The organism is Falsiroseomonas tokyonensis, from assembly GCF_019024325.1.
Lineage (GTDB): Bacteria > Pseudomonadota > Alphaproteobacteria > Acetobacterales > Acetobacteraceae > Falsiroseomonas > Falsiroseomonas tokyonensis.
This window is the reverse complement of the sequence record NZ_JAFNJS010000004.1, coordinates 256,457-271,269: the sequence shown is the minus strand read 5'-3', so window position 1 is coordinate 271,269 and position 14,813 is coordinate 256,457. Positions and strand designations below refer to the sequence as shown.

14 protein-coding genes are annotated in these 14,813 nt (G+C 69.9%); all 14 read left to right on the top strand.

Annotation, left to right across the window (positions count from 1 at the left end; genetic code table 11):
• Positions 1-5 precede the first annotated feature (5 nt).
• On the top strand, positions 6-1,745 hold the full coding sequence (gene araD, locus J3S20_RS15035) for an L-arabinonate dehydratase (protein ID WP_216837628.1): 1,740 nt from the start codon (positions 6-8) through the stop codon (positions 1,743-1,745).
• A gap of 11 nt (positions 1,746-1,756) precedes the next feature.
• The gene (locus J3S20_RS15030; protein ID WP_216837305.1) at positions 1,757-2,473 is read left to right on the top strand and encodes a ribonuclease activity regulator RraA; all 717 of its coding nucleotides are present in this window, start codon (positions 1,757-1,759) and stop codon (positions 2,471-2,473) included.
• A 24-nt stretch (positions 2,474-2,497) separates the two neighbouring features.
• Entirely contained in the window at positions 2,498-3,472 is a 975-nt protein-coding gene (locus J3S20_RS15025) for a C4-dicarboxylate TRAP transporter substrate-binding protein (RefSeq protein ID WP_216837304.1), read from the top strand.
• 4 nt (positions 3,473-3,476) lie between these two features.
• Entirely contained in the window at positions 3,477-3,965 is a 489-nt protein-coding gene (locus tag J3S20_RS15020) for a TRAP transporter small permease (RefSeq protein ID WP_216837303.1), read from the top strand.
• A complete protein-coding gene (locus J3S20_RS15015; protein ID WP_343215230.1) occupies positions 3,962-5,239 on the top strand; it encodes a TRAP transporter large permease in 1,278 nt (425 codons plus the stop codon). Before J3S20_RS15020 ends, J3S20_RS15015 begins: the two co-directional genes overlap by 4 nt.
• A gap of 12 nt (positions 5,240-5,251) precedes the next feature.
• Positions 5,252-6,427, top strand: a complete 1,176-nt coding sequence (gene uxuA, locus J3S20_RS15010) for a mannonate dehydratase (protein ID WP_216837302.1) — start codon at positions 5,252-5,254, stop codon at positions 6,425-6,427.
• Positions 6,424-7,896 (top strand): mannitol dehydrogenase family protein, encoded by a 1,473-nt coding sequence (locus J3S20_RS15005; protein ID WP_246602839.1) that lies wholly within the window; start codon positions 6,424-6,426, stop codon positions 7,894-7,896. Before uxuA ends, J3S20_RS15005 begins: the two co-directional genes overlap by 4 nt.
• 212 nt (positions 7,897-8,108) lie before the next feature.
• A complete protein-coding gene (locus J3S20_RS15000) occupies positions 8,109-8,588 on the top strand; it encodes a PTS sugar transporter subunit IIA (RefSeq protein WP_216837301.1) in 480 nt (159 codons plus the stop codon).
• Between the two features lie 9 nt (positions 8,589-8,597).
• Positions 8,598-11,546, top strand: coding sequence for a monovalent cation/H+ antiporter subunit A (locus tag J3S20_RS14995; protein WP_216837300.1), 2,949 nt, complete (start codon positions 8,598-8,600; stop codon positions 11,544-11,546).
• Positions 11,546-11,890 (top strand): Na+/H+ antiporter subunit C, encoded by a 345-nt coding sequence (locus J3S20_RS14990; RefSeq protein ID WP_216837299.1) that lies wholly within the window; start codon positions 11,546-11,548, stop codon positions 11,888-11,890. The genes J3S20_RS14995 and J3S20_RS14990 overlap by 1 nt, the downstream gene beginning before the upstream one ends.
• Entirely contained in the window at positions 11,887-13,482 is a 1,596-nt protein-coding gene (locus J3S20_RS14985; protein WP_343215229.1) for a monovalent cation/H+ antiporter subunit D, read from the top strand. Before J3S20_RS14990 ends, J3S20_RS14985 begins: the two co-directional genes overlap by 4 nt.
• Entirely contained in the window at positions 13,479-13,970 is a 492-nt protein-coding gene (locus J3S20_RS14980; RefSeq protein WP_216837298.1) for a Na+/H+ antiporter subunit E, read from the top strand. The genes J3S20_RS14985 and J3S20_RS14980 overlap by 4 nt, the downstream gene beginning before the upstream one ends.
• The gene (locus tag J3S20_RS14975; RefSeq protein WP_216837297.1) at positions 13,967-14,263 is read left to right on the top strand and encodes a K+/H+ antiporter subunit F; all 297 of its coding nucleotides are present in this window, start codon (positions 13,967-13,969) and stop codon (positions 14,261-14,263) included. The genes J3S20_RS14980 and J3S20_RS14975 overlap by 4 nt, the downstream gene beginning before the upstream one ends.
• Positions 14,260-14,637, top strand: coding sequence for a monovalent cation/H(+) antiporter subunit G (mnhG, locus tag J3S20_RS14970; RefSeq protein ID WP_216837296.1), 378 nt, complete (start codon positions 14,260-14,262; stop codon positions 14,635-14,637). Before J3S20_RS14975 ends, mnhG begins: the two co-directional genes overlap by 4 nt.
• Positions 14,638-14,813: the final 176 nt, after the last annotated feature.

Below are 14,813 nucleotides of genomic sequence, written 5' to 3'. Positions count from 1 at the left end.
TGATGATGACCGACGCCCGTAAAAAGCCCGAAGATCTGCGCAGCGCCCGCTGGTTCGGCCCGGCGGATCTGCGCTCCTTCGGCCACCGTTCCCGCACCATGCAGATGGGCTACGCGCCGGAGGAATGGCAGGGCCGGCCGGTCATCGCCATCGTCAACACCTGGTCCGACCTGAACCCTTGCCACACGCATCTGCGCCAGCGGGCGGAGGATGTGAAGCGCGGTGTGCTGATGGGCGGCGGCTTCCCGGTGGAGCTGCCGGCGCTGTCGCTCTCCGAGAGCCTGGTGAAGCCCACCACCATGCTCTACCGCAACATGCTGGCGATGGAGACGGAGGAGCTGCTGCGCAGCCATCCGATCGACGGCGCCATCCTGATGGGCGGCTGCGACAAGACCACGCCGGGCCTGCTGCTCGGCGCCACCAGCATGGACATTCCCGCGATCTTCATCCCCGCCGGCCCGATGCTGCGCGGCAATTGGGGCGGCAAGGTGCTGGGGTCCGGCTCCGACAGCTGGAAATACTGGGATGAGCTGCGCGCGGGCAAGATCACGCAGCAGGACTGGCTCGGCGTGGAAGCGGGCATCGCGCGCAGCCACGGCACCTGCATGACCATGGGCACGGCGAGCACCATGACGGCGATTGCGGAATCGGTCGGCATGGTGCTGCCCGGCGGCTCCTCGATCCTCGCCGCCGATGCCGGCCATATCCGCCTGTGTTCCGAAAGCGGCCGGCGGATCGTCGAGATGGTGTGGGAGGATCTGACGCCGAAGCGCATCCAGATCCACAAGGCATTTCTCAATGCGATCAACGTCGCCATGGCGATGGGCTGCTCCACCAATGCGATCATCCACCTGATCGCCATGGCACGTCGCGCCGGCCATGACATCGGCCTGGATGATTTTGAGCGCGCCAGCCGCGTCGTGCCCGTCATCGGCAATGTCCGCCCCTCCGGCAGCACGTACCTGATGGAAGACTTCTTCTATGCCGGCGGCATCCTGGGCCTGATGGAGCGGATGCGCGCGCATCTGCACCTGGATTGCCTGACCGTCTCCGGCCGCACGCTGGGCGAAAACATCGCCGGGGCAAAGGTCTACAATGACGACGTGATTCGCCCGCTCGACAATCCGATCTATGGCGAGGGGTCGCTGGCGGTGCTGAAGGGGAACCTCGCGCCGGATGGCTGCGTGATCAAGCCGGCGGCGATGGACCAAAAATTCCTGAAGCACAGCGGCCCGGCGCTGGTCTTCGACGACTATCCCAGCATGAAGAAGGCGGTGGATGACGAGACGCTCGACATCACGCCGGACCATGTCCTGGTGCTGCGCAATGCCGGGCCGCAGGGCGGGCCGGGCATGCCGGAATGGGGCATGCTGCCGATGCCGAAGCGCCTGTTGAAGGAAGGCCACCGGGACATGCTGCGCCTGTCCGATGCGCGCATGTCCGGCACCAGCTACGGCGCCTGCGTGCTGCATGTGGCGCCGGAAAGCTACATCGGCGGCCCGCTGGCCCTGCTGCAGACCGGCGATATCGTGGAGGTCGATGTGGATGCGCGCAGCATCAACATGCGCGTTTCGGAGGAGGAGCTGGCGCGCCGCCGCGCCGCCTGGACGCCGCCACCGCCGCGCTTCGAACGCGGCTACGGCTATGCCTTCACAAGGCACGTCCAGCAGGCCAATGAGGGCTGCGACTTTGACTTCCTGCGCACCGATTTCGGCGCGCCGGTCCTCGAACCCGTGATCTATTGAGAGAAAGCCTGATGGCCCTGAACGACACCACCCGCGACCTGCTGCGCAAGGTCAGCACCGCCACCGTCGCGACCATCCTCTTCAAGCGCGGCCTGCGGAACCAGATGATCCAGGGCGTGCTGCCGCTGCATCCGGTGACGGAGAGCATGGTGGGGGAAGCGGTGACCGTGCGCTACATCCCGGCGCGGGAGGATCTGAACGGCCTCGAGGTCTTCAAGGACCCCACCCATCCGCAGCGCCGCGCGGTGGAGAACTGCCCGGCCGGCAAGGTGCTGGTCTTCGACAGCCGCAAGGATGCCCGCGCCGCCTCCGCCGGCGCCATTCTCGTTGGTCGGCTGAAGGCGCGCGGCGTGGCCGGCGTGGTGACCGATGGCGGCTTTCGCGACAGCGCGGAGATCGCGGCGCTCGGCATTCCCGCCTATCATCAGCGCCCCTCCGCGCCGACGAACCTGACCTTGAACCAGGCCATCGACATCGACGTGCCGATCGCCTGCGGCGATGCGCCGGTCTTCCCGGGCGATGTGATGCTCGGCGATGCCGACGGCGTCATCGTCATCCCCGCGCATCTGGCGGAGGAGATCGCCAAGGAGGCCACCGAGATGACGGCCTATGAGGATTTCGCCGCCGCCAAGGTGGCGGAGGGCCGCAGCCTGGTCGGGCTCTATCCCGCGACCGACCCCGCCAGCCTCACCGAGTTCGCCACCTGGCGCCAGAAACGGGGCGTCTGACAACAAGAACAGGAGGAAGCCGCCATGATCACCCGTCGTCTTGCCCTCACGGCCACGCTCGCCACGCCTTTCCTCGCGCGCCCTGCGCTCTCCCAGGCCGCGACGCTGAACGTGAACTCGGCACTGACGGCGGATGATCCGCTGTTCAAGGGTCTCGAAGCCTTCAAGCAGGGCGTCGAGACGCGCAGCAATGGCCGCCTGCAGGTGCGGCTGTATCCTTCCTCCCAGCTTGGCTCGGATGAGGATGTGCTGGAACAGGCGCGCGCCGGCGCCGGCGTCGCCGTGGTGGTGGATGGCGGGCGCCTCGCGCCCTTCGTCCGCGAGTTCGGCATTCTGGGCGCGCCCTATATCGCCAATGGATTCCCGGAGCTCCGCAAGCTCGCCACCTCGCCGTTGTTCGACCGCTGGGCGGACCGGCTGCGCACGGCCTCCGGCCACCAGGTGCTGTCCTTCAACTGGTTCCAGGGCGACCGCCACCTGCTGACCAACCGCGCCATCGCAGCACCTGCGGATCTCAACGGCCTGCGCCTGCGCACCCCCGGCGCGCCGGTCTGGCTGGAGACGATCCGCGCCATGGGTGCGACGCCGACGCCGCTGCCCTGGACGGAGGTCTATTCCGCCCTGCAGCTGCGCGCGATCGATGCGGCGGAGGCGCAATACCCCGCGCTCTGGGGCTCGCGGCTGTATGAGGTGGTGCGCTTCATCACCAAGACCTCCCACATCAACCTGATCACCGGGCTGATCGGGTCCCGCATCTGGTTCGACCGCCAGCCGGCGGAACTCCGCACCATCCTGCGGGAGGAAGCGCTGAAGGGCGGCGACACCGGCTCCCAGGCCACGCTCGCCTCGCTCGATGATTTCGAGACGCGGCTGAAGGCCCAGGGCCTCACCATCACCACGCCGGACCTGGCGCCGTTCCGGGAGGCGACGAAGGTCGTGTACGACAAGCTGAACTATGCCGCGGTGCGGCGCGAGGTCGAAGCCGTGCTGGCGGGCTGAGGCGATGCGCGCCCTGGAGAAGGCCGAGGAGACGGTCGGCATCATCCTCTTCGCCGGCGTCTGCCTGCTGGTGCTGCTGGGCGCCATCTCCCGCACCATCGGCATGCCGCTGATCTGGGCGGTGGATGCGGCGCAGCTGCTGTTTGCCTGGACCGCGGTGCTCGGCGCCGATGTCGCACTGAAGCGTTGGCAGCACATCGAGATTGACATCCTGGTGCGCGCGTTTCCGGCGGCGCTGCGACGCCTGCTGGCCTATGCCTGGCTGGTGCTGATCGCGACCTTCCTGGCCGCGCTGGTCTGGCTCGGCACGGAACTCACGCTGCTGAATCTGGAGCGGGAGCTGGGCGATACCCCGCTCTCCTATGGCTGGGTCACGGCGGCGATTCCGGTGGGGGCGGCGCTGATGCTGCTGACCACCGTCGTGCGGCTGCTGCGCGGATTGATGGGCCGGCAGGCGATCACCACCGGCAGCGTGGATGGGATGGTGCTGTGACAGCCATCGTCAGCGGGGCGTTCTTCGTCCTGATGTTCCTGGGCATGCCGGTCGCCTTCGCGATCGGCACCGCCGCCTTCCTGTTTTATCTGTTTGGCCCGATGCCGCCGGCGATCGCTGTGCAAAAAATCGTCTCGGCAACGCAGTCCTTTCCGCTGCTCGCCGTGCCCTTGTTCGTGCTGGCCGGGCACCTGATGAACGAATCCGGCATCACGGAACGTCTCATCAGGCTCGCCAGCGTGCTCGCCGGCTGGATCCGCGGTGGCCTCGCGCAGGTGGCCATCGCGCTCTCGGCACTCATGGGCGGCGTCTCCGGCTCCGCGGTGGCGGATGCGGCGATGGAGGCGCGCATCCTCGGCCCCTCCATGCTCGCCCGCGGCTATTCGCGCGGCTTCACCTGCGCGGCCATCGCGGTGGGGTCGCTGATCACGGCGACCATCCCGCCCAGCATCGGCCTGATCCTCTACGGCTTCCTCGGCAATGTCTCCATCGGGCGGCTCTTCGTCGCGGGGCTGGTGCCGGGCATCCTGATGACGCTGTTCCTGATGGTCACCGCCTGGCTGGTCGCGCGCCGCCGCGGCTATGCGCCGGAACGCGCCACCCTGCCTTCGGCGAAGGAAGTGGCGGTGGCGCTGTGGGAGAGCAAATGGGCGCTGGCTTTTCCGGTCTTCCTGATCGTCGGCATCCGCTACGGCATCTTCACGCCGTCAGAGGCCGGGGCCTTCGCCGTCGCCTATGCCATCGTCATCGGCGCGCTGGTGTACCGGGAACTGACCTTCGCCAAGGTGGTCACCGCGCTGCGCCACAGCCTGACCGATACCGGCATGATCATGCTGATCATCATGTTCTCCGCCATGATCGGCTACATGATCACGCTGGAGCGCGTGCCGCAGGATGCCACCGCCTTCCTCGCCGGCCTGTCTTCGGACCCGCAGGTGCTGATGCTGCTGCTGGTGGTCTTCCTGGCCTTCCTCGGCATGTTCCTGGAATCCACCGTGGTCACCCTGCTGCTGACGCCTATCCTGGTGCCGGTCATCATGCGGCTGGGCATCGACCCGGTGCATTTCGGCATGGTGATGATGACCACGGTGACGCTGGGTGGCATGACTCCGCCGGTGGGGGTTGCCATGTACACCGTCTGCGGCATGCTCGACTGCCCGATGGACGAATACACGCGGGAGGCGCTGCCCTTCCTCGCCGCCGTCATCGCGCTGATCGTGCTGATGGTGTTCTGGCCGGGACTGGTGCTGTTCCTGCCCAACCTGGTGTTCTGAGGAGACGCCGCCGTGGAGGAGACCTGGCGCTGGTTCGGCCCGCTGGACGAGATCCGGCTGGAGGAAATCCGCCAGACCGGCGCGACGGGCATCGTCACCGCGCTGCATGAGATCCCCTATGGCGAGGTCTGGCCGGAAGACGCCATCCGCGCCCGTCAGGCGATGATCGAGGCCGCCGGCCTGCGCTGGTCCGTGGTGGAAAGCCTGCCGGTGCATGAGGATGTGAAGCGCGGCACCGGCAACCTCGCCCGCATCTTTGCCAACTACCGCGAATCGCTCCGCAACCTCGGCCGCGCCGGCATCCGCACGGTCTGCTACAACTTCATGCCGGTGCTGGACTGGACCCGCACCGATCTCGCGCATCCCATGCCCAGCGGCGCCGTCGCGCTGCGCTTCGACGCGGTGCGCCACGCCGCCTTCGACATGCTGATGCTGGCCCGCCCGGGGGCGGAGGCGGATCACCCGCCGGCGGTGCTGGAGGCGGCGCGGGGCTGGTTCGCGCAGGCGTCGGAATCGGACAAGTCGACGCTGCTGACTTCGATCATGGCCGGCCTGCCCGGCGCCTATGACCGCTACGACATCCCCGGCCTGCGCCGCATGCTGGACAGCTACGCCGGCATCGACGCCGCCGCGCTGAAGGCGAACCTCGCCCGCTTCCTGGCGGAGATGGTGCCGGCGGCGGAGGAGGCGGGCATCGTGCTGGGCATCCATCCGGACGATCCGCCGCGCCCCATGCTCGGCCTGCCGCGCATCGTCTCGACCGCTCAGGATCTTTCGGACCTTCTGGCCGCCGTGCCTTCGCCCGCCAATGGCCTGACCTTCTGCACCGGCTCGCTCGGCGCCGGCCGTGGCAACGACGTGGCGGCGATGGCCCGGCGCTTCGCCCCCCACACGGTCTTCCTGCATCTGCGCAATGTGCGGCATGAGGCCGATGGCTCCTTCCACGAGGCCGCGCATCTGGACGGCGATGTGGACATGCCCGCGGTGCTCGCCGCCTTCCTGGCGGAGCAGGCGCGGCGCGGCGGCGCCCTGATCCCCTTCCGGCCGGACCATGGCCACCAGCTGCTGTCGGATGCCGAGCGGCCCACCCATCCCGGCTATCCGCTGATCGGCCGGCTGCGCGGCCTGGCGGAGCTGCGCGGCGTGATCGCCGGGCTGCGCCACGCCGCCGCAGCGCGGCCCGGATGATGCGCCTTTCGGGCGCGAAGCTGACGCATCTGCGGCCGCATGTGCTGCGGCCGGGCTATGACCGGGCCGCCGTCACCCCCGGCATCGTGCATCTCGGCCTCGGCGCCTTCCACCGCGCGCACCAGGCGGTGATGACGGAGGCGGTGCTGCGCGCCGGCGCCCGGGACTGGGGCATCGTCGCCGCCAGCCTGCGCAGCCCCGCCACGCGCAATGCCCTGTGCCCACAAGGCGGCCTCTATGCCTTTGCCGAGCGGGAGGGCGCGGCGGAGCGCCTGCAGGTGATCGGCGCCCTGCGCGGCCTGCATGTGGCGCCGGAGGATCCGGAGGCGCTGCTGGCCGCCATGGCCGCGCCGGCGACGCGCATCGTCTCCCTGACCGTCACCGAGAAGGGCTATTGCCACGACCCGGCCAGCGGCGCGCTGGACGAGGCGCATCCCGACATTCGCCACGACCTGGCGTTGCCCGTCGCGCCGCGCTCCGCGCCGGGCTTCCTGGTGGAGGCGCTGCGCCGCCGCCGCGCTGCCGGCACGCCGCCCTTCACCGTGCTGTCCTGCGACAACCTGCCCGCCAATGGCGCCACCACCCGCAGGCTCACCGCCCGCCTGGCCGCGCTGCGGGATCCCGATCTCGGCGCCTGGATCGCAGGCGAGGTGGCCTTCCCCTGCACCATGGTGGACCGCATCGTGCCCGCCACCACGGATGAGGACCGCGCCCGCATCGCCGCCGCGCTCGGGCTGCAGGATGCCTGGCCGGTGGTGGGGGAACGCTTCAGCCAATGGGTGATCGAGGACCACTTCCCCACCGGTCGGCCCGACTGGGCCATCGCTGGCGCGGAATTCGCCGCCGATGTCGCGCCCTTCGAACTGGCGAAGCTGCGCATGCTGAACGGCGCCCATTCGGCGCTGGCCTATCTCGGCTATCTGGCGGGGCACGGGACGGTGGCCGATGCCGCGGCCGACCCGGCCTTCAGCGCCTTCCTGGACGCCTTCTGGGCGGAGGTGATGCCGCATCTGGCGCCGCCGCCAGGGCTGGACCTGCACGACTATGCGGCCCGGCTGCTCTCCCGCTTCCGCAACCAGGCGCTGCGCCACCAGACCAGCCAGATCGCCATGGATGGCAGCCAGAAGCTGCCGCAGCGTTTGCTCGGCACGATCCGCGCGGCGCTGGAACAGGGCCGGCCGATCGACTGCCTGGTGCTCGGCGTAGCCGGGTGGATGCGCTACACGGTGGGCGTGGATGAGGGCGGGGCCCCCATCCATCTGCGCGATCCGCTGATCACGGAACTGTCCCAGGCCTGCGCCCCTGGCCTGGCCGACCCCGCCGCCCTGGCGGACCGGCTGCTGGCCATCCCGGCCATCTTCGGCGAGGACCTGCCCCGCCACCCGGTCTTCCGCCCGGCGGTGCAGGCGGCCCTGGCCCGTCTGGTGGCCCAGGGCGCGCGCGCCAGCGTGCTGGAAGCGGTTCGCTGAGGCAGCCGTCCGCAGCCCAGGGAACCCGCGCGCTTCAAACCCGCTTCAGCCCAGGCAGCCCGCCCGTCCGGCGGATTGCACCCAGTTCATATATCGACTAGGCCCGTTGCATCCCGTCCCGCCGGCCGGCGAGCATCCACTTGCGCATGGCCGCCTGGGCGAGGGCAGCCGATGGGTGAGGTGGCCGAGGCGCCGCAGAAGGGTAGGGGACCATGGCCATCACCGAACGCATTTCCGCCGCCGATGTCCGGCTCGACCTCGGCGCCGGCAGCAAGCGCGCTTTGCTGCAGACCCTGGCGGCGGAGGCCGCGCAGCGCCTGGGAAGGCCGGAACAGGAGATCCTGGAGGCGCTGGAGGATCGCGAGAACCTCGGCTCCACCGCGCTCGGCCGCGGCGTCGCCCTGCCGCATGCCCGCCTGCCCGGCGAGTCCCCGCCCGTGATGCTCTTCGCCCGCCTGAAGCGCCCGATCGACTACGAGGCGAAGGACGATGAGCCGGTGGACCTGGTGATCCTGGTGCTCTGGCCGGAAGCCGCGCCGGAAGGCTTCCTGCCCGCGCTGTCCGACACCTGCCGCGCACTGCGGGAGCCGGCGGCGCTGCGCCAGCTGCGCGCCGCCGCCACGCCGGAGGAGGTGGTGGCGCTGCTGCACCGGCACGGACGGTCGGTGGATTCGATGCCCGAGGCGGATTGACCTGATCGGATGCCCGACGCCCTGCTGCTGCTGACCCTTCTTGTCCTGCCCTTCCTCGGCAGCTTCGCGGCCGGGGTCCTGCCGCGCCGTGCGCGCAATACCGCGGCGGGCCTCGCCGGCGCCATCGCGCTGGTCAACCTGGCGCTGGTCTGGGCCGCCTATCCGACGGTCGCGGCCGGCGGGGTGCTGCGGGCGGAATTCGAATGGATGCCGAGCCTCGGGCTGAACCTGGTGCTGCGGATGGATGGCTTCGCCTGGCTGTTCGCCGGCATGGTCACCGGCATCGGCGCGCTGGTGGTGCTGTATGCCCGCTACTACATGTCGGCCGAGGATCCGGTCCCGCGCATCTTCGCCTTCCTGCTGGCCTTCATGGGCGCGATGACCGGCCTGGTGATGGCGGGCAACCTGATCCAGCTGGCCTTCTTCTGGGAGCTGACCAGCCTCTTCTCCTTCCTGCTGATCGGCTATTGGCACCACACGGCGGCGGCGCGCGACGGCGCGCGCATGGCCATGACCATCACCGGGGCGGGCGGCCTGGCGCTGTTCGCCGGCATGCTGGTGCTCGGCCATATCGTCGGCAGCTACGACCTGGAGGTGGTGCTGGCCTCGGGCGATGTGATCCGCGACCATCCGCTGTATCTGCTGGCGCTGCTGCTGATCCTGCTGGGCGCGCTGACCAAAAGCGCGCAATTCCCCTTCCACTTCTGGCTGCCGCACGCCATGGCGGCGCCGACGCCGGTCTCGGCCTATCTGCATTCGGCAACCCTGGTGAAGGCCGGCGTCTTCCTGCTGGCGCGGCTCTGGCCGGTGATGGCGGGGACCGAGGAATGGACCTGGCTGGTCGGCGGGGCCGGGCTGATCACCATGCTGATCGGCGCCTATATCGCCATCTTCCAGAACGACCTGAAGGGGCTGCTGGCCTATTCCACCATCAGCCATCTGGGCCTGATCACCCTGCTGCTGGGGCTGAAGAGCGAGCTGGCCCTGGTTGCCGCCATCTTCCACATCCTGAACCACGCCGCCTTCAAATGCTCGCTCTTCATGGCGGCCGGCATCATCGACCATGAGACGGGCACGCGCGACATCCGCCGCCTGTCGGGGCTCAACCGATCGATGCCCTTCACCGCGCGGCTGGCGCTGGTCGCCGCCGCGGCCATGGCCGGCGTGCCGCTGCTGAACGGCTTCATCTCGAAGGAGATGTTCTTCGCCGAGGCGCTGTCGGCCGAGGCGCCGGTCTTCACCCTGCTGAACATCCTGCCCTTCGCCGCCATGCTGGCCAGCGCCTTCAGCGTCACCTATTCGCTGCGCTTCATCCATGGCGCCTTCTTCGGGCCGGAGCCCACGGACCTGCCCAAGACGCCGCATGAGCCGGCGAGCTGGATGCGCTTCCCGGTCGAGATCCTGGTGCTGGTCTGCATCATGGTGGGCGTGCTGCCCGCGGCCACCGTCGGCCCCTTCCTGCATTTCGCCGCGCAATCCGTGCTGGGCGATGCCATGCCGGCCTACAGCCTTTCCGTCTGGCACGGCTTCAACCTGCCGTTGCTGATGAGCGTGCTGGCGCTGGCCGGCGGCGTGGTGCTGTACCTGCTGCTGCAGGACCGGCTGCGCGTCATGGACGGCCCGCCGCTGATCCGCCGCCTGGAAGGCCGCCGCATCTTCGAACGCAGCATGGTCTTCCTCTCCTGGCGCCTGGCGCGGCTGCTGGAACGCCGGGCCGGCACGCAACGCCTGCAGCCGCAGCTCCGGCTGATCCTGGGCGCGGCGATCGTGGCCGGGGGGGCCGCGGTCTGGCTGCGGGGCCTCGGCCCCGGCAACCTGGTGCCGGCGCCGATCGACCCCGTGCTGGTGCTGATCTGGGCGGTAGGCGCCGCCTGCGCGCTGGGGGCCGCCTGGCAGGCCAAGTACCACCGGCTGGCGGCGCTGATCCTGGTGGGCGGCGCGGGCCTGATGGTCTGCATCACCTTCGTCTGGTTCTCCGCGCCGGACCTCGCCCTGACCCAGCTGACGGTCGAGATCGTCACCACCGTGCTTCTGCTGCTCGGCCTGCGCTGGCTGCCCAAGCGCCGCCAGGTGCCGGGGGATCGGGGGCCGGAGGTGCTGACGCGCGGCCGGCGCGCCCGCGACCTGGCCATCGCGCTCGGCGCCGGCCTCGGCATGGCGGCGCTCAGCTATGTGGTGATGACCCGCACGCCGGCCGACCTGCTGGCGCAGCATTTCCTGGAGCGTGGCTATACCGAGGGCGGCGGCACCAATGTGGTGAATGTCATCCTGGTGGATTTCCGCGGCTTCGACACGCTGGGCGAGATCTTCGTGGTCGCCGCCGTGGCGCTGGCCACCTTCGCCCTGCTGCGCCGCTTCCGCCCCGCCGCCGATAGCCGGCAGGTGCCGGAACAGCAGCGCGACCAGGCGCCGGGTGCCGAGGGGGGCAGCCGCCACGGTGCCGCCAGCGGGCCGGGCTCCGACTGGCTGCTGGTGCCCTTCATGCTGACCCGGCTGGTCTTCCCGATCATGATCGTCACCGCCTTCTTCCTGCTGCTGCGCGGGCATGACCTGCCGGGCGGCGGCTTCTCCGCCGGCATGGTCGTGGCGATTGCCATCATCCTGCTCTACATGGTCGGCGGCACGGACTGGACCGAGGACCGGCTGCGGCTGCGGCCGCAGCTCTGGATCGGCACCGGCCTGCTGCTGTCCACCGGCACGGGCCTGGCCGCCTGGGCCTTCAGCAAGCCCTTCCTGACCTCCTATTTCGACTATGCGGACCTGCCGGTGATCGGCCGGATTCCGGTGGCCAGCGCGCTGGTCTTCGATATCGGCGTCTTCGCGCTGGTGGTGGGCGCCACGCTGCTGATGCTGATCGCGCTCGCGCACCAGTCGGTGCGCGCCCACCGGAGCGTGCCGAAGGCGGTGCCGGAGCCGGCGCCGGAACGGCCGAAGCTTGGCGTGGCGGGGGGCGGCTGATGGAACTCGTCCTGTCCTTGGCCATCGGCGTGCTTGCCGGCTCCGGCATCTGGCTTCTGCTGCGGCCGCGCACCTTCCAGGTCATCATCGGCCTGTCGCTGCTCTCCTATGCCGTGAACCTGTTCATCTTCTCCACCGGCGGGCTACGCACCGGCGCCGCGGCCATCCTGGAGAAGGGCGAGATGGGCACGCTGGCCCGCTATGCGGATCCGCTGCCGCAGGCGCTGGTGCTGACCGCCATCGTCATCGGCTTCGCCACCACGGCGCTGCTGCTGGTGGTGCTGCTGGCCGCGCGCGGCCTGACCGGCACGGACCATGTGGATGGCCGGGAACGCGACCGGTGACCGGCTGGATGGACCACCTGACCATCGCGCCGATCGTCCTGCCGATGCTGGCCGGCATCGCCATGATCCTGATCGGGGACCGCTGGCGTGGCGCGACGGTGGCGCTGGGCCTGGCCTCCTGCCTCGGCCTGGTGGTGCTGGCGGTGCTGCTGCTGGGCCTGGCGGATGCGCCGGTGGTCCGGGTCTATCGGCTGGGCGACTGGCCGGCGCTGTTCGGCATCGTGCTGGTGCTGGACCGGCTGTCCGCGCTGATGCTGCTGCTGGTCGCCATCCTGGGCGCCGCGGCCTTCACCTTCTCGCTCGCCCGCTGGCATCGCGCCGGGCCCAATTTCCACCCGCTGTTCCAGTTCCAGTTGATGGGGCTGAACGGCGCCTTCCTGACCGGCGACCTGTTCAACCTGTTCGTCTTCTTCGAGGTGATGCTGGCCGCCTCCTACGGCCTGGCGCTGCATGGCTCCGGCACCGCGCGGGTGCGGGCGGGGCTGCACTACATCATCGTCAACCTGGTCGCCTCGCTGCTGTTCCTGGTGGGCGTCAGCGTCATCTACGGCATCAGCGGCACGCTCAACATGGCGGACCTCGCCATGCGCATGCGCAATGTGGCGCCGGAGGATCGCGCGCTGCTGGAGGCCGGGGCCGCCATCCTCGGCATTGCCTTCCTGACCAAGGCGGCGATGTGGCCGCTGGGCTTCTGGCTTTCACCCACCTATGCGGCGGCCAGCACGCCGGCGGCCGCGGTACTGTCCATCCTCAGCAAGGTCGGCATCTATGCGGTGCTGCGCGTCTGGCTGCTGCTGTTCGGCACGGATGCGGGGGAGTCCATCGGCTTCGGCGGCACCCTGATCACGCTGGGCGGCCTGGCGACCATCGCCTTCGGCTCCATCGCCGTGCTGGCGACGCAGAACCTGTCGCGGCTGGCCGGCGCCAGCGTCATGGTCTCCTCCGGCACGCTGCTGGCCGCGATCGGCACGGGGCAGGTGGCGGCCACCGCCGGCGCGCTGTTCTACCTCACCACCTCCGTTCTCGCGATCGGCGCCTTCTTCCTGCTGATCGAGCTGGTGGAGCGGGGGCGGGAGGTGGGCGCCGACGTGCTGGCGGTGACCCGCGAAGCCTTCGGCAGCGGCGAGGAGGAGGAGGAGGATGAGGAAGATGAGGTCGGCGTCGTCATCCCAGGCTCGCTCGCCATCCTCGGCTTCGCCTTCCTGACCTGCACGCTGCTGCTGGCCGGGCTGCCACCGCTTTCGGGGTTCCTGGCGAAATTTGCCATCCTCTCGCCGCTGCTGGGCGCGGGGCCGGTGCCGGCGCTGAGCTGGGTGCTGCTCGGCGCTCTGGTGCTGTCGGGCCTGGCGGCGGTGGTGGCCATGCTGCGCGCCGGCATCGAGGTCTTCTGGGCCTCCCCCGCCCGGCGCACCCCGGCGATCCGGGTGATCGAGATCGCGCCCATCGGCCTGCTGCTGCTGCTTTGCGTCGCGCTCAGCGCCGGGGCGGGGCCGGTGATGCGCTACATGCAGGACACCGCCCAGGCGCTGCATGCCCCGGGCGGCTATCTGGGCGGCGTGCTGGCCGCGCCGCCAGCGGAGCGGGTGCGATGAGGCGCCTGCTGCCCTTCCCGGTCTTCGCTGTGTCGTTGGCCGCGCTCTGGCTGCTGCTGGTCGGCAGCGTGAAGCCGGGCAGCCTGCTGCTGGCGGCGGGTTTCGGCCTGGCCGGCGGCTGGATGCTGGTCTCCCTCACCCCGCCGGACGGGCGCCTGCGCCGGCTGGCCGGCATTCCGCGCCTGCTGGGCCTGGTGCTGGTGGAGGTGCTGCGATCGAACGCCGATGTGGCGCGCATCATCCTGCGCCGCGGCGGCTGGCAGCCGCGGCGGTCCGGCTTCGTGCGGGTGCGGCTTCAGATGCGCAGCCCCTATGGCCTGGCGGCGCTGGCCTGCATCCTGACCACCACGCCGGGCACCGTCTGGGTGGAATACGACAGCGTGGAGAACACCATGCTGCTACATGTGCTCGACCTGATCGACGAGGAGGCCTGGGTCGGCATCATCAAGGACCGCTGGGAGGCCCGGCTGATGGAGATCTTCGAATGACCCTGGAAGAGCTCGCCTGGTCCGTCCTGTCCTGGTCGCTGCTGGGCGCGCAGATCCTGCTGGTGGCCTCCATGGGCTGCGCCGCCTTCCGCGCGCTGCGCGGGCCGCGGGCGCAGGACCGGGTGCTGGCGCTGGACACCATGTATGTGAATGCCGCCATGCTGCTGCTGGTCTTCGGCATCCGCACCGGCAGCACCCATTACTTCGAGGCCGCGCTGCTGATCGCGCTGCTGGGCTTCGTCGCCACCGCGGCGCTGGCCAAGTTCCTGATGCGGGGGGAGGTGATCGAATGATGGCGCAGGCCGAGGTCTCGCTCTGGCTCGCCGTGCCGGTGGCGCTGCTGCTGCTGGCCGGTTCGGCGCTGGCGCTGGTCGGCTCCATCGGCTTGCTGCGGCTGCACAGCTTCTACGACCGGATCCATGCGCCGACACTGGCCACCTCGCTCGGCATCGGCTGCGTGCTCGTGGCCTCGATGCTGTTCTTCTCCGTCACCCAGGCGCGGCCGGTGCTGCATGAGCTGCTGATCGCGGCCTTCATGGTGGTGACGACGCCGGTCACGCTGATGCTGCTGGCCCGCGCGGCGCTGTATCGCGACCAGCAGGAGGGCAACCCGGAAGTGCCGCCGCTGCCGCCGCTGCCGGCGCGGGAGGAGAGGCCGGAGGGGTGAGGGGGCTGCGCGTTCCCCCCACCCCGACCCTCCCCCGTAAACGGGGGAGGGTTGGGTGGGGGCTCAGCACGAGGCCCCCAAGGCTTCCTTCGGCCATAAGTCTGTCCTATAAGCCCAGCACCAACGGGCTGCGCCCAAGACCGGCCGGTGGAGGAAGCATGCGGTTCAAGACCGGC